The 15206-nt window shown below is 38.9% G+C and carries 18 protein-coding genes; 8 read left to right on the top strand and 10 right to left on the bottom strand.

Translation table 11 applies throughout. From position 1 onward, the window contains the following. Positions 1–66 precede the first annotated feature (66 nt). Together G3O08_RS15960 and G3O08_RS15955 are read left to right on the top strand one after the other, a co-directional pair. A complete protein-coding gene (locus G3O08_RS15960; protein WP_163286387.1) occupies positions 67–426 on the top strand; it encodes a response regulator in 360 nt (119 codons plus the stop codon). 47 nt (positions 427–473) lie between these two features. Next, a complete protein-coding gene (locus tag G3O08_RS15955) occupies positions 474–698 on the top strand; it encodes an HVA1 family protein (protein ID WP_163286386.1) in 225 nt (74 codons plus the stop codon). Between the two features lie 188 nt (positions 699–886). On the opposite strand, the gene G3O08_RS15950 is transcribed toward G3O08_RS15955, so the two are convergent. The 3 genes from G3O08_RS15950 to G3O08_RS15940 all read right to left on the bottom strand — a co-directional run bounded on the left by G3O08_RS15950 (position 887) and on the right by G3O08_RS15940 (position 3142). Beyond that, positions 887–1399: a PRC-barrel domain-containing protein gene (locus tag G3O08_RS15950; RefSeq protein ID WP_204336905.1), complete on the bottom strand. Its 513-nt coding sequence runs from the start codon at positions 1397–1399 to the stop codon at positions 887–889. 237 nt (positions 1400–1636) lie between these two features. Further along, positions 1637–2653: a helix-turn-helix domain-containing protein gene (locus G3O08_RS15945; protein WP_163286385.1), complete on the bottom strand. Its 1017-nt coding sequence runs from the start codon at positions 2651–2653 to the stop codon at positions 1637–1639. 63 nt (positions 2654–2716) lie between these two features. After that, positions 2717–3142, bottom strand: a complete 426-nt coding sequence (locus G3O08_RS15940) for a hypothetical protein (RefSeq protein ID WP_163286384.1) — start codon at positions 3140–3142, stop codon at positions 2717–2719. A gap of 206 nt (positions 3143–3348) precedes the next feature. Here G3O08_RS15940 and creD point away from each other — a divergent pair, with 206 nt between their 5' ends. After that, entirely contained in the window at positions 3349–4692 is a 1344-nt protein-coding gene (gene creD / locus G3O08_RS15935; protein ID WP_163286383.1) for a cell envelope integrity protein CreD, read from the top strand. A 48-nt stretch (positions 4693–4740) separates the two neighbouring features. Here creD and G3O08_RS15930 read toward each other — a convergent pair whose 3' ends face one another. Beyond that, on the bottom strand, positions 4741–5100 hold the full coding sequence (locus tag G3O08_RS15930) for a hypothetical protein (protein WP_163286382.1): 360 nt from the start codon (positions 5098–5100) through the stop codon (positions 4741–4743). Positions 5101–5259: 159 nt separating this feature from the next. On the opposite strand from G3O08_RS15930, the gene G3O08_RS15925 reads away from it, so the two are divergent. From G3O08_RS15925 to G3O08_RS15915, 3 genes are all read left to right on the top strand, one after another. Then, positions 5260–6114: an SPFH domain-containing protein gene (locus tag G3O08_RS15925; protein WP_163286381.1), complete on the top strand. Its 855-nt coding sequence runs from the start codon at positions 5260–5262 to the stop codon at positions 6112–6114. A gap of 2 nt (positions 6115–6116) precedes the next feature. Beyond that, positions 6117–6281: an Arc family DNA binding domain-containing protein gene (locus tag G3O08_RS15920; protein WP_163286380.1), complete on the top strand. Its 165-nt coding sequence runs from the start codon at positions 6117–6119 to the stop codon at positions 6279–6281. A gap of 103 nt (positions 6282–6384) precedes the next feature. Then, the gene (locus G3O08_RS15915; RefSeq protein ID WP_163286379.1) at positions 6385–7644 is read left to right on the top strand and encodes a DNA/RNA non-specific endonuclease; all 1260 of its coding nucleotides are present in this window, start codon (positions 6385–6387) and stop codon (positions 7642–7644) included. Positions 7645–7710: 66 nt separating this feature from the next. Here G3O08_RS15915 and G3O08_RS15910 read toward each other — a convergent pair whose 3' ends face one another. Further along, positions 7711–8010 carry an HPF/RaiA family ribosome-associated protein gene (locus G3O08_RS15910; protein WP_163286378.1) on the bottom strand — a complete coding sequence of 100 codons (300 nt, stop codon included), beginning with the start codon at positions 8008–8010 and terminating at the stop codon, positions 7711–7713. Positions 8011–8477: 467 nt separating this feature from the next. Here G3O08_RS15910 and G3O08_RS15905 point away from each other — a divergent pair, with 467 nt between their 5' ends. Then, complete coding sequence (locus tag G3O08_RS15905; RefSeq protein ID WP_163286377.1) at positions 8478–9092, top strand: fibronectin type III domain-containing protein; 615 nt, start codon at positions 8478–8480, stop codon at positions 9090–9092. Positions 9093–9396: 304 nt separating this feature from the next. Here the strand turns inward: G3O08_RS15905 and G3O08_RS15900 are convergent, their stop codons facing one another. From G3O08_RS15900 to gcvT, 5 genes are read right to left on the bottom strand one after another with little or no spacing between them, the layout of a single operon-like run. Next, positions 9397–10212 carry an RsiV family protein gene (locus G3O08_RS15900; protein ID WP_163286376.1) on the bottom strand — a complete coding sequence of 272 codons (816 nt, stop codon included), beginning with the start codon at positions 10210–10212 and terminating at the stop codon, positions 9397–9399. Then, positions 10209–10742, bottom strand: coding sequence for a HEAT repeat domain-containing protein (locus tag G3O08_RS15895; RefSeq protein ID WP_163286375.1), 534 nt, complete (start codon positions 10740–10742; stop codon positions 10209–10211). Before G3O08_RS15895 ends, G3O08_RS15900 begins: the two co-directional genes overlap by 4 nt. A 6-nt stretch (positions 10743–10748) precedes the next feature. Beyond that, positions 10749–11408 carry a YggS family pyridoxal phosphate-dependent enzyme gene (locus G3O08_RS15890; protein WP_163286374.1) on the bottom strand — a complete coding sequence of 220 codons (660 nt, stop codon included), beginning with the start codon at positions 11406–11408 and terminating at the stop codon, positions 10749–10751. Beyond that, entirely contained in the window at positions 11405–12139 is a 735-nt protein-coding gene (locus G3O08_RS15885) for a 2-phosphosulfolactate phosphatase (protein WP_163286373.1), read from the bottom strand. The genes G3O08_RS15890 and G3O08_RS15885 overlap by 4 nt, the downstream gene beginning before the upstream one ends. Beyond that, on the bottom strand, positions 12139–13224 hold the full coding sequence (gene gcvT, locus G3O08_RS15880) for a glycine cleavage system aminomethyltransferase GcvT (RefSeq protein ID WP_163286372.1): 1086 nt from the start codon (positions 13222–13224) through the stop codon (positions 12139–12141). Before gcvT ends, G3O08_RS15885 begins: the two co-directional genes overlap by 1 nt. A gap of 103 nt (positions 13225–13327) precedes the next feature. Here gcvT and G3O08_RS15875 point away from each other — a divergent pair, with 103 nt between their 5' ends. Next, on the top strand, positions 13328–15196 hold the full coding sequence (locus G3O08_RS15875; RefSeq protein WP_163286371.1) for a polysaccharide biosynthesis protein: 1869 nt from the start codon (positions 13328–13330) through the stop codon (positions 15194–15196). Positions 15197–15206: the final 10 nt, after the last annotated feature.

The raw sequence follows: 15206 nt of genomic DNA, 5'->3' as shown, positions 1-15206 counted from the left end.
ATAAAGTATAAGTGAAAAAAGTAAAGAAGATGCCTAGCAATAAGTATAAACTATAAGGTGAATGCTATGAATACACGGATTTTAATATGCGATGATGACGTGGATATGGTAAAACTAATTTCTCGAATGTTGACCAAAAACGGTTACGATGTAGATGAAATTACCCAAATGGTCGATTTTATGGACAAGGTGCAGAAATTTGATCCCGATATGATTCTGATGGATATCTCAATGCCTGATATTAACGGTGTAGATGCCACAAGAATGCTTTATGCGAATGAATCTACTTCTTATATCCCAGTTATTTTTATGTCTGCCGATCCCGACATTGAACTGTTTGCCAGTCAACTCAATAAGCTTTATATTAAAAAGCCATTTGACATAGACAAATTACGGGCAATATTAAATGTTTACTCAATTCAATAAACAAAACACATATAATCACAGACTCGATACAAACTAAAATCAATATCATGGATAATATCAAATTTAAAAAAGGACAACTCGTAAAGTTTCACGAAAACCAAAGCGAAAAATCAGGTGAAGTGCAGGCGAGATTTATTCAAAACACTGAACTTGAAATTGACGGAAAAACGATTACGCACAAAGCGACATCTGAGAACCCGGCTTACCTAATCAAAATGTCGGAAAGCAGTCACACCATATTACCTGAAAGTGAGCTAAAAGCTTTCGCATAGGTTAGAGTAAAAAATCTAGAAATGAAATACCACCCCACCGGTGGTATTTTTTTAGTATCAATTCTCAAATTCGCTTTAATTATCTTGTAGTAATTGAATTAAAAAAATTCAAAAAAGAAAAACCTGCTATACGTTTATAGCAGGTTCTTTTACAAAACAATAATTTTATCGATTGACCAAAAGAAAAATTAATGTATTGATTTGTTGTAACTTCCTTTAATACTGTGATCGTAAGATGTTTCCTCTTGCTGATCAGAGCCTTCGCTTTTAAAGCCTCCACTCGTCTGTCGCGTAGCGGCATTCCCAGAAAGGCTATTGCGATTAGAGGGCATTTCGGCCGAGTATCTGTCAGTGAGTGGTACTTCATAAAAATCATACACCGAGCCGATAAAGTCTGATTGTGGACCACTTGGCCAGTCTTCTTTGTCAAAACCCGGCGCATTTTCCAATCGCTCGCGCGTGATATCCATCAAAACACGTTTATGCTCAAAATCAAACTCAAATGCCTGAAGTGGAACGGCGAAGTACTTGCTTCCCAAATTTAAGAAACCTGAATCGACCTCGAGTACGGCGTACGATATTTCTCCGAACCTGGTATCAATCATTACGTCTTTGATATTTCCTATACTATCGCCGTTTCTATTTTGTACGATAGTGCCGTTTATGGAACTACCTGACAGTAAATGATTGTGAATATTCATAATACTAAGTGTTAGATTAATATAAAACTTAGCAAAAAGCAAACCTTGCCGTATACTACTGAATATCAGATGCCTTTTTTTGTAGAATTGTAGAAAGCTTTACCCGAACTGGGGCGCGAAGAAGTCAATTGGCACTGGTTTATTCGCAAGATTATTACAATCTGGATTTAGTATTCACAAATACCCGATCATAAAAACATCACGTAAACAAGATTGAGTGAATTAAATACTTCCAATTTATTTTGTGGCGTATCGCGACCTAAATGACTTTGGTGTAAAGCCGTAATGCGATTTAAAAATTTTAGAGAAATACCCTCTGTTTATTAAGCCCACTTCTGATATTACTTCTGTAACAGAAAGTTCAGAATATGTCAGAAGTTCGGCTGCCTTGACTATTCTCGCGTTTTTAATATAGCCATTTACAGTATTGCCATATAAGAGTTTAAAACAATGCTGAAGCCGGGCAGAATTAGTTCCGATAGTTTTAGCCAGATAATCTATGTTAACAGGTTCACGCATATTTTCTTCTATAAGCCTTATCGCTTTCTGCACGAGTACTACCTGTTCCTTTTTCAACGATTGCGTATTAGACTTATTCATATCCAATTCGAATTGAACGAGCTGTTGATGTAAAATACCTGCCGTGGTGCTTAGCAAAAACAATTGTCGGGATAACCCACTAAATGAGGTTAAAGCCATTTTGCGCAACATGTCAAAAAGCTCAAGGCTATATCCGCCCTCATGATAAAAGGTTTCACTCGCATCAGAATCAAGGAGTAAATCTCTTAATGGATTTGACATTTTTTCAATTGAGCAATTTAATTTTTCAGAAAATCGCTTTCGATCAATCTCAAGGCTGTACAATTTAGTGTGAACATCTTTCTTAAAATTTAAGGCATGTCCATTGTAGCTGCTGCTTGCCACTATTGCGTTTTGGTATTGTGAAAGATAATGCTTGTCGTTTTCATGCTCAAATGAGTGTTCGAGTTTACCATCAACGATATAGAGAAATTTCGCCGGATGAACACTATTTATCGAAAACGCAATCTCCAAATCAATTGTAAATGTGCAGTCGTAGCAGATGAGCCCAAGCCCGGAGGGAAAATTTATTCCAAAAATCTGACCTTTTCCGAAGTCCTTTGGAATATTGAGAATATACACGTCACAATCTTCGGTGTAAGAAGTATTCATTTCTTCAGCCAAGTCTTTAATAACATCCTTAAGCGGCAACGATTTAACGCGCATTTCTTTCATAAGAGCGATAATTTACTATTTTTTTAATGACAAATTACTGACAAGATATCAGTAGCATAAGCATTAATTGACGCGAAATGTTTTGTGAGATGCTAAAACCGACTTAGTGAGGCCATCGATTTCTTCGTTACAAATTAAATCCACACCTTCTTCTGGCAAGTGACACACTTTTATGGTCGCTGATTCCAAATCAGAATCGATTGATAACCTATAGGTATATGCTTTTGATGGATTGTGAGAATAAACCATAAAAAAGTGTTCTTTGTCAAAATCGTTGCAATCTCTCAGCTCTCTACTAATGCCGGGATAAATTGTAAGAATTATCCGCGTAATGTTTGATTTATTCTCCAAATCGCATAATCCGTGGCAATTGAAATATAGGCCAATGCTAACCTGATTATCGCGCGTTTTACATTGATAGTCCAGTTCGTCCTTGCACTTTGTAACGCGAGGGTCTGCTAGCAATTCCTTATAAATTTCGGCTTTCATTTTATAATTTTTCAGCGTTCAAATTTAATAGTTTACCAAGATTATTTGATACCAGAAGCCCTTCTGTAAGAAACTATTTACACCGCTAAAATACTGTTTTTGTTGGAATATTTGCATCTCTTAACCGCTTTTTAGAACCGTTGGCGAAACCGCTCTAATAATAATACAGGAATTGCCGATAGGAAAAAAAACTAAACCTATCTATCATGAAAGATTCCATTCAGAACCAAGTAAAGAATTCACCGACATTTAAAGTTCTCGCAGTTTTAATCATCACACTAATTTTATTAATTCCCGCCTATAAAATCGAGTCGTTAATCTCTGAGAGGCAAAATTTACAAACAGATGTTACGAATGAAATAAGCAGCAAGTGGGGAGAAAAACAAACCCTTTCCGGACCAATTGTCACTGTGCCTTATATTGAAATAGAAAATGAGGGCACCACTTATGAGAAGCGCAGCACAAAGCACATATTCATACTTCCTGAAGAGTTAAATATAGATGGGGAAGTGTTGCCAAACATTAAAAAGAGAAGTATTTACAAAGCATTTCTTTACAATTCAAATATTTCAATTTCCGGTAGTTTTGATTTTGACAAAATAAAAGATCTCGGCATTAGCGCAGATCAATTGCAATGGAGTAAGAGCACAATCAGTTATGGCATATCAGACCCAAGAGGCATAAGCGATATTGGAAGAATATCGTGGGACAATAAAGCGCTTGAAACTGAACCGGGGTTGCCCGCTGCAATGCCAAATAAGAATGGCATTCAAAGCAAATTAAATATTGACGAAATCCCGGAGAAGACCGTACAATTCACAAGCGTTTTAAGTCTAAAAGGCAGCTCCAAAATAGATTTTATTCCATTGGGAAAAACGACCAGAGTAGCACTAAATTCGTCGTGGGTAGATCCGGGTTTTGGTGGCGCATTCTTACCCGAAGAAAGCAACATTGACAAAGACGGTTTTACTGCAAAATGGCAGATATTAGATTATAACAGAAGTTATGGCCAAGTATGGAATAATTATTTTCCGGCATTGGATGAATGGAAATTTGGTGTTAACCTCATTGATCCGGTAGATGTGTATCAAAAAACAACGCGCGCTGTGAAATATGGATTTATGATAATCGCACTCACATTTACCTTTTTCTTCTTTTTCGAAATATTAAAGAAGCTCAAAATTCATCCTATACAATACACCATCGTGGGTTTCGCAATTCTTATTTTCTATGTTCTACTTATCGCCTTATCAGAGCAAATGGCATTCCAATGGGCGTTTTTACTTAGCGCCATGTCCATTGTTGGTATCGTTGGCTATTACTTTTACTTCATTTCGCATTCGTTTAAGATCACCATCCTTTTTACGCTCATGTTTGCATTTATATATGGCTTTATCTATGTCATTCTCAATGCAGAAGCCTATTCGCTGCTCATCGGAAGTCTTGGTTTATTAAGTCTTATCTCGCTGATTATTCATTTCACAAGAAACATCAACTGGTACGAAAGCTCAGAAGACGCGGGTCTCGAACCGGCGGTTTCACTAGAATAATTGTTCTTTATAAAATGAATAGACCCGAAAGTTCGGGTCTATTCATTTTTAATTCAGATCAAAAAGCGCATTAAGCGAACTGAGATATTTGGGAATGGTATTGGTCTTAAGATAGTCGAAGAGCTTGTTTACTTTATAATTCGGAATACCCATTTTTATGGCGTGTTGTTTTATGAATTCCAATTCTTTATCGTCTCTATTTTGATCTATTGGGGCCAGTATTATAAGTTCGCATACTTGCTGAAACCGTTCCTTTTCGCTGGTGGGAATTCGCAATGGCGTATTCTCCGGCCTTTCTACAATTCGTTGAAAAACGATCGTGTTAATTCCCATTCGAAGAGCTAAACTCTGAATAAACATAGCTTCGTGGGGATGTAGAACTCCATCGATTATTGCCAACTCTATCATGTTGGCAACATGTCTCTTTTTCCATTTCTCTGATTTAGAAGACGAACATGCATAAAATGACTTGAGAAACCAGAAAACCTATTCAAAAATATCTCAATAAATGCTTTGATTAAATAAAATTAGCAATATCTTTATGATATCAATCTAATATCACATAAAATGACAAACGAAAAAATCTCAACACCCAAATCAGGTTACCTTATGCTGATTGTGGCCCTCGTACTTATCGCATTAGCCATTATTGCCAGCTCGTATTTACGCAACTCCACGGGACTTCTCGTAGTGCCAATTATATTGCTCTTGCTTCCCGGCTTTATGATTGTAAATCCCAATGGTTCCAAAGTATTGATTCTCTTTGGTGCTTATAAGGGAACTGTAAAAGCGAATGGTTTCTTCTGGACAAATCCATTTTACAAAAAGGAACGAATCTCGCTTCGCGCGCGAAATTTTGATAGTGAACGCTTGAAGGTAAACGACAAGAAAGGGAATCCGATAATGATAAGCGTTATACTCGTATGGCGTGTTGATGATACGTATAGAGCCGCTTTTGATGTAGATAATTATGAAAACTTTGTTCGGGTTCAAACCGATGCGGCCGTGCGCAAGTTGGCCGGGTCGTACGCATACGATAATTTTGATGACGATCAAGCAGAGTTCACCTTACGATCAGGACTTCAGGAGATAAATGTTGCTCTGGAAAAAGAACTTGATGAGCGCCTGGAGATAGCCGGAATACATGTGCACGAAGCACGAATTGGGTATTTGGCTTACGCTCCTGAAATTGCGAGTGCCATGCTTCGCAGGCAACAGGCAGAGGCGATTGTTGCAGCAAGATTTAAAATTGTAGAAGGGGCTGTTGGAATGGTAGAACTTGCTTTGCAACAGCTAAGTGAGAAAAATGTAGTAGATCTTGACGACGATAAAAAAGCCGCCATGGTAAGTAATTTGATGGTAGTGCTATGTGGCGATAAAGATGTGTCACCCGTTGTAAACGCAGGAACGCTTCACCAATAAAAATGTCGAAAAAGAAGTCATTTGTTATTCGTATTGATCCCGACACTTTTAACGCGTTGGAGAAGTGGGCGGCTGATGAATTTCGCAGCACAAATGGTCAAATAGAATACCTTTTGGATCAAAGTCTGAAAAAAGCGAAAAGAAATCTGAAACCAAAAAAGGACTAAAGGGGTTTCATTTGTTGATAGTTAGTGAAAAAGTAAAATTAAATTGTTCTTAACTTATGTCGACTACTGAAATTAGACACCACCTTGATTCTATATTTAGCACATGAAAAAATGGGTCATTCTTATGGTATTTTCTATTGGTTTACAGGTGTATAGCCAATCCACGAGCGAAAAAATTTACAACCTGGAACAGGATATTTCCAACTTTCAGGATTCGGTTGTAGCACTTAATTCACAGGTTGATTCCTTAAAGCTTCTGGAAATTGCAGCCGGGCTCCAAAAAATGGGATGGCCCGGAACTACCGGCCAAATTGTTCAGCACAGCGCCATGGCTTTGTCTTATCACGAAAAGTACGAAATGGCGAGTTGGGTTGCTCATGTCATTTCACGCGAGGTGGCTTATGGAAATACCTCACGCACCAACGACTTTAGACAAGACCCGCTTGTAATTACAGGAACTGCTGTTGAAGCAGATTACTTTGTGACATCTCTGGACGAGAATAAGAAAACGGTTTACGATGGCTTTGGATACGACCGCGGTCACCTCGCCCCGTCTGCCGATTTTAGATGGAGCCCCATAGCACTTTCAGAGTCTTATTACTATTCAAATATGAGTCCGCAAGTGGCAGAGTTTAATCGCGAAGCTTGGGCAAATCTCGAAGCCGGTATCAGGCAATACGCCATACAAAACGATGTAAACTTATTTGTTGTTACCGGACCTGTTCTCACAGAAGATTTGCCACGTATCGAAAAGGGAATCAATAAAGTGGTTATTCCTAAATACTTCTATAAAGTAGTTTTGGATACGGCTAATTTAAAGGCTATCGGCTTTTTGATGCCCAATGAGGCTTGCAGTAAGCCGCTGGAATTTTACTCGAAATCTATAGATGAGATTGAGGAGCTAACAGGGCTCGACTTCTTTCCGAATTTCAACCCTGTGGAAATTGACTCGCTGGAGTCTGGCGTGAAAACCACCGGCTGGGTTGGTGAACTGGAAGGAGATTATGCAGCGCTTAATCCAACCGTTTTACGCAAGCATCAGATCAACACTATACAGGCTTACGATTATGTTGGTAAAAACAAAAATGTAGAAGTTTGTGGTACCGTGTCGGGAACTCATAAGTCAAAAAAAGGCAATGTATTTATCAATCTCGATAAGCAGTTTCCAAACGCAGTTTTTACACTTACTATCTGGTCTCGAGAAGCAGAAAACTTTAGCTACCCACCCGAAGTTGATTTGAAATCAAAACGTGTTTGTGCCTATGGGAAAGTAACCAGGGGAAGCAAAAATTTAGAAATGAACATCCAATCTGAGAAGCAGATAATTGTTATAGAAGATGATACCGAGTCTAATTCGCCGTAAGATTCAGTAAAGAAAAAGCCACCAATCAAAAAATGACGGTGGCTTCTGAACCTTATTAATGCAGAATCAATACGATTTCTGCTTTTCTTTGTCTTTAATAATAATTACTTTAAGTCGATCAAATGCTTGCTGAGCCGCCGAAATAAATGAATCGGCTTGCTGCTCAATAAATATATCCTTACCGGGTATAAATAATCTGACTTCTATTTTCTTCTCTTTTGTAGGAGTTTCACGGAGTGATTTCAAATAAATGTCAGCACTCACAATTTTATCGTTAAACTTATCAAGCTTGTCAAATATTTCGCCCACATGTATGAGCAAATCCTGGCTTGCATTAAAATTTACTGGTTGAATTGTTTTATCCATAGTATAGAAATTTAGTTGAAGAATCTGGTTTCAATTTTTAAAACGAAAAAAAGCAGTTTCTGTTTTATTAAATACTCCAATTTAACGGGTATTGCAAAAATTGCATTCCTTTCATTTTAGTGTATCTAAGTACTGGTATTTCAACCGTCTTTCCTAATAATATTTAATTCCATTTCAAATTGACCCACTCCTACCTACTCCGATCAGGTACTTTAGACCGTTGCAGATTTCACTAATGCAAAAAAGACGTTTATTAAGGTTCAAATATATAACCCTCTGATTTATTGAACTTCTGCTGCTGCATTTTGATTTTATTCTCTGGAATTTCCTTTTTGAGCATTAGGTATTTTAGAAATCACCAATGACCCTTACTATTTTGCATCGAAGAAATTTAAAATATCTTTTGAAACCTTTCAAGCCTTACTTGCGTAACAGGGTCAGACGTATTTGTGATAACGCAAAAATTTATGAGTAAGATTAAAATTGGACTGAGAGACTTAAACTGTGAAGAGAAGGTTGAGATGGCAAAAAGAATCGAATCTGGATTGAAATCTGTTACTGAATTTAAAAAACACAAAGCATTGATTCGTGATTTAATTAAATCGAGAAACTCGCTAATACAGGCAATAGAAATGGCAGCATTTGGCGATAAGCGTGCAATTGGAGCACGTAATTTATGCGAAAAGCAATTAGATTCGATAATTCGAAAAGCGGCGGCATACGTTAATCACGAATCAAATGGGTGTGATGAACTGATTGTTTCAGCAGGTTTTGAATTGAGAAAAAGAAATAATACCCCTTCGGAACTAGAATCGCCGGAAGGCTTAAAAATAAAAAGAACTGAAAAAAGTGGTGAATTGAAACTGAATTGGAAACCGGTAAAAAACAGCAGAAACTATCTGGTACAATTCACAGCCAAAAAGCCGGCTAAAAAAACGGATTGGGAAACCTTGTTTTCAACACGGAGCGGATGTTTTTTAAACGCGCTTATTCCCGGAAAGATATATAGAATTCGCATTTTGGCAGTTGGTGCCAAAGGCGTAAGCGAGCCTGGTGAAATGATTGAAATTATGGCCGCATAAAAAGTACCCTTTAAACATGTCTGAAAAGGCAAATCCCCCGAGGCATCTACTGCCCGGGGGATTTATTATTCTTTGTGACCCGCTTAGTAAGCTCGGGCAACGATCTATTTGTTTAACCTAAAATTTACTCAAAACAGCACCCTGATACCGTTCAACGTATCGACTTGTTTGCTGCTCTAAAAATGTGAGAATTTCAGGTGCGCAAAGATAATACTTTTAACACCAAAATCAATTGTAAATGCAAAATGAACTTTAATAAAAAACAGGTTTCAATTTAGCGGTTTCATTTACCGACAAATAAATCTTACAAATCGCCATTTAGTGCACTATACGGAATTGTAAAGCGGGTTTCGCCCTGTGCATAAGAGGCAACTTCGTAGCTGTTGTAAACCATTAAAACGCCTTCTTTTGTAAGTCCCATATTTTCGGGAAGTGCAAATTTCCCCTCTTTAAACATAAACCCGGCATCGTTTAAATCGGCTTTTGAGTCTAGTTTATTCATTTCGCGAAATTTAGCTTCGGCTAGTGTCAGGAGTTTGCCGGCGCCATACTTTTCGGTAATATCTATCATGTTACCATTCGAGAGATCAAAAGAATTGAGCTGTGTAAAAGCTGCCGAATGAGCTCCGCCTAAATACTCTTCGTGATTTACTACCACCGTAAAGTAATCGGCGCCAACGATACTCTTACTTCCATCAATTTCTAAATACCACTTCTGCTCGCTGTCGGGAAATTCCATTAGAAACAACTTATAGCCTTCTATAAAAGCGGCGCACATAGCCGCGATTGTTGTATTGCCCATTGGCTCTGCCAAGCGTGCTTTTACTGCTTCTCTGTAAACACCATCTATATAGGTGTTTATATTTTTCATGGCAGCGGCGTCTCCACCATCTATAGCCGGAATCTGCAATTCAATATAGGTGCAATCATCTGTTTTGCATCCTTCCTCACGGTCACTGTACTTTTTTACCTCCATTTTAATTGGAGACATAGCAGCGGTAGAACTCGTGTCAGTAGAATTATCTGAATTGCCTTCTTGTGTGGCAGAGTTACTATCGCAACTTGCCAAAGTAGCAATGAATAATATGGCTATGAAAGATTGTGCTATTGCTGTTCTCATTGATTATAAAATCTGGTGATTACTTCTTTTAGTTGGTTTAATAATTCGGCATGAGGCACGTCAGGATGCTCATCCAAAAATTCATCTATATCGAATATTGCATCCTGAAGCAATTGACTATCTATCTGGGCCTCAATATTCTCAATAACAGTAAGCACTTCGAGTGTAACGAAAAAGTCACCCCGAATAGCGTGTCTTATCAATACATCTATATCGCTAAGTGGATACAAACCGGCATGCCAAAATGTGCTCACGATCAAGGCGCGTTCGTTATCAAATTCCGGATCTTCCAGTGCTTCGATAAGCTCGGGAATAGCCGATTCTGTTTTTAACTCGCCCAGGATATGGGCAATTTTGTTTTGGATATCTTCTTCGCTTTCCCACGATTTGTATGTTTTGAGCAAAGGAATGACCATTTGCGCATTTCCCTGAGAGGGTATTTTCTCAAGCACATTCCTAACGGTTTCGCTTCTTGTTGAAAATAGATCGGTAAGTAATGTCTCCGATCTTTTTGAATTCGTTTTTGTCATTTTCTCTTAAGATTTAAAAACTGCAGTACCTACTCGCACCATCGTAGAACCATTTTCCAAAGCTATTTCATAATCCTGGCTCATGCCCATGCTAAGCTTTTCCATATTCACATTTCCCGGAAGGGTAGCCGCCTTAAGTTTTTCAAAGAGGTTTTTTAATTGCTTAAACTCTGAGTTCACTTTAGCGGAATCGTCTGTATTTGTTGCCATTCCCATAAGGCCAACCACTTTAACATTTTGTAATTCAGTAAGTTTAGGATCGGCGATAAGATTTTCTATTTCGCTCTCATCCATTCCAAATTTGGTATCTTCGGCAGCAATGTGCATTTGCAACAAACAAGGTATAGTGCGATTTGATTTTTTTGCCTGCTTATTAATTTCGCGCAGCAGCTTAAAGGAATCTACAGCGTGGACGAGGTGAATGAAATCGGTAATATACTTTGCCTTATTTCTTTGCAAGTGCCCTATAAAATGCCAGCGAATATCATTAGGTAATTTGTCTTTTTTGACCTCCAAATCCTGGGCTTTATTTTCACCAAAATCGCGGTGGCCGGCATCGTACGCTTCCTGAATTTCTTCATTAGTGCTGTATTTGGACACTGCGACAAGCGTAACACCTTCTCCCAATTGCGACTTAATATGTTTCAGATTTTCTGAAATGCTCATAATTCCATTTTTACCAACGCCCCGTCTTTGTAAACAGGTATTACCCGTGTTTGGTTTGGAGTTAGGCAATATTTAATGTCTTCGTTCAAATTCAGGTTTCTTAATCTTCGGCGATGCGATGAAGCCTTAAGAAAACCGAAATAATTAACCCGAGCTTCTTTAAACAGAAACAAGGAGGCGATTGTAGAATCTTCGTCGCTCATGTATTTTCCGCTTTCAAGAAGTGCTTCGGTAATCGCGCCTGCGCAAATGCTGTCTTCGAGGTTAAACTTGCCCTGCCAACCTGAAGCCAGAAGCAACACATCGTCGGGCTGATCTATTAAATAGGCTATTACGGCATCGAGATTTACCAATGCGCCAATAATTACTTTATGCGTGGCCGCGGCAATATTAATGGCTCTCGTACCATTAGTGGTAGTCAATACAAGTGTTTTTCCTTTTATTGCTTCGCCCATATAGCTGAATGGGGAATTACCAAATTCAAAACCTTCAACAATTTTCCCGTTTCGCTCGGCGCCAGCCATATAGCCCTTGTTTTTATAAACTAGAGCTTCGGCGACAGTGCTTACCGGAATAACCTTTTCGGCACCATGCTCAAAAGCAGTGCAAATAGCTGTTGTTGCGCGCAATACATCAATAGCCACCACAACTGAATACTCCTGTTTGTAAAGATCAAACTCGTCGGGCGAGAAACAAACTTCTACTCTGAATTTTCGTTTTTCTTCTGCCATCAATCCGCTTTGTAAAAAGGAAGCTTAGTAATTTCAGCTTTCAGAGATTTATTTCTAATTTCAATGAAAATTTCAGTTCCGGATGCTTTTTGTTCAGCTTTCACATAACCCATCCCAATAGCTTTATCGAGAGAAGGACTTTGGGTGCCTGATGTTACCACACCCATTTCATTTCCATCGGCATCTAAAATGCGGTAATCCTTACGGGGAATGCCGCGATCTATCATGGTGAAACCAACAAGTTTGCGATCTGTACCATTCTCTTTCTGCGAAAGCAAAAGATCATTATCAATAAAATCTTTGGTAAATTTTGTAATCCATCCCAAACCAGCTTCTATCGGCGAAGTAGTGTCGTCAATATCATTTCCGTAAAGGCAAAAACCCATTTCCAGACGCAAAGTATCGCGAGCTGCAAGGCCTATTGGCTTTAAATCAAGTTTAGCGCCTGCTTCAATAATGGCGTCCCAAACCTTTTCAGCATCTTTATTTTTCACGTAGATTTCAAACCCTCCTGAACCGGTATAACCTGTGGCAGAGATAATTACATTCTCAACTCCGGCAAATTTTCCGATGCTGAATGTGTAATATCCCATTTCAGAAAGAACCACATCGGTTAGGCTTTGCAAAGCATCATTCGTTTTTGGCCCCTGAATGGCAAAAAGCGAAATAGAATCACTTTCATTTACCATTTCAGCACCCATATCGTTTTGGCTCTTAATCCAATTCCAGTCTTTTTCAATATTCGAGGCGTTTACCACAAGCAGGTATTCCTTTTCGGAAATGCAGTAAACCAATAAATCATCTACAATTCCACCTTTCCCATTTGGCAGGCAGCTATATTGAATTTTTCCGGGAATCAATTTCGAAACATCATTTGTAGTAACTTTTTGCAAAAGTGCTAAAGCTTTATCGCCCTTTACATAAAACTCGCCCATGTGCGACACGTCAAACATACCCACGCCGTTTCTAACTATTAAGTGTTCTTCTTTAACCCCCGTATATTGAACGGGCATTTCATAACCGGCAAAAGGAACCATTTTAGCACCGAGAGCCACGTGTTTATCGTATAGAGCTGTTTTTTTCATTGTAGATGTATTTGGGGCGCAAAAGTAACATTTTAAAGCGGGAATTAAGGAAATCGCACCGGCAATGAATTATTGTATATTTGACGCGATCACCGCTTAGAGTATGATATTTCCGAATCAAAATGTTCCGCGCTGGATAATTTTTTTAATCGATACGCTTATCGTTTGCATTTCGCTCTTTGCAGCGTATATGTTGCGATTTGAATTTACGATACCCAGCGCAGAAGTAGGCCCATTAATTTTTGCGTTTCCGATCTATATGATCATTCGGATTCTCTCTTTTATTTTGGGAAAGACCTATGCCGGAATTATCCGCTTTACGGGTACGCAAGATTCTATGCGTGTGCTCAAAGTGCTTGCTATTGGCAGCATTATTATGGCTTGTTTCAACCCGCTTAAATATTATTTGTGGGATGGAAGGTTCTTTTTACCGTACACTATCATCATTCTCGATTTCATAATATCTGCAGCGCTCCTTATTTCATTTAGAATTGCTGTGAAGATGCTCTACATCGAGCTTAAAAACCCACGCTCTGAAAGAGAAAGCGTAATAATTTATGGAGCCGGAGAGGCGGGAGTAATTACCAAGCGAACCCTTGATAGAGATGCAGGAATAAATTACAACGTGATTGCATTTATAGATGATGACCAGAAGAAACGCGGAAAACGTCTGGAAGGCAAACCTATTTATCAGGCAAATGAACTGGGGAGATTATTGGAAAAACAGCCTGTTTCTAAACTGATTATTTCGATTCAAAGACCTGATGCTTCAAATAAACGCCGTGTTATAGAGACAGCTCTGCAACACCAAACACGGGTGCTTAACGTACCGGCTGCCGATAGCTGGATAAACGGGGAGCTTAGCTTTAAACAAATTAAGGATGTACGGATTGAAGATTTGCTGGGGCGAAATGTAATTAAACTCGATGATGGAAAAGTAGATAATCAGCTCACCGGAAAAACAATTCTTGTTTCGGGTGCTGCGGGGTCAATTGGGAGCGGGCTAGTGCGACAAATTGCGAATTACCATCCCAAAAAAATAATTGCTTTAGACCAGGCTGAATCGCCAATTTACGAACTGGAGATTGAAATAAACCGTATGTTTCCGGAGGTATCACTAGAAGTTGTAATTGGAGATATTCGCCGCTTTGAGCGGATGAAAAACCTGTTTTTGAAACTTAAGCCCGAAGTGGTATATCACGCGGCAGCGTATAAACACGTGCCACTCATGGAGTTAAACCCCAGCGAAGCGGTATTGACTAATGTATTGGGAACCAAAACCCTCGTAGATTTAAGTATCGAAAACGGCGTAGAAACTTTTGTGCTCATTTCTACCGATAAAGCGGTGAATCCTACAAATGTGATGGGTACAACCAAACGAGTTGCCGAGATTTATGCGCAATCAAATAATGCCGGTTCAAAAACGAAATTTATCACTACCCGTTTTGGCAATGTGCTTGGTAGCAATGGATCTGTAATTCCGCTATTTAAACGGCAGATTGAAGCCGGAGGGCCTGTAACAGTTACCGATCCAGAAGTAACCCGTTATTTTATGACCATTCCCGAAGCTTGTCAGCTGGTATTAGAAGCGGGAGCACTTGGTGCGGGCGGTGAGATATTTGTGTTTGATATGGGCGAATCAGTCAAGATAATAGATCTGGCTACACAAATGATAAAATTGAGCGGGCTTGAAATCGGCAAAGACATCGACATAAAATTTACCGGAATGCGGCCGGGTGAAAAGCTCTACGAAGAATTACTCAATTCGGAAGAAAATACGCTACAAACGCATCATCCACAGATTAAAATTGCCAAGATAAGACCTTACGATTTGGAAGAAGTTACGCTCGCAATTTCCGGTTTGATAAAACTCTTTGAAGAACAAAACAACGACAAGCTGGTTCAGAAGTTGAAAGAGATCGTTCCCGAATTCAAGAGCAAGAATTCAGAATTCAGTAAATTTGATGCCTAATTACAGAGAA

Origin of the sequence: Cryomorpha ignava, from assembly GCF_010686655.1 — a bacterium.
Taxonomy (GTDB): domain Bacteria; phylum Bacteroidota; class Bacteroidia; order Flavobacteriales_D; family Cryomorphaceae; genus Cryomorpha; species Cryomorpha ignava.
This window is presented reverse-complemented; position numbering and strand designations above follow the sequence as displayed.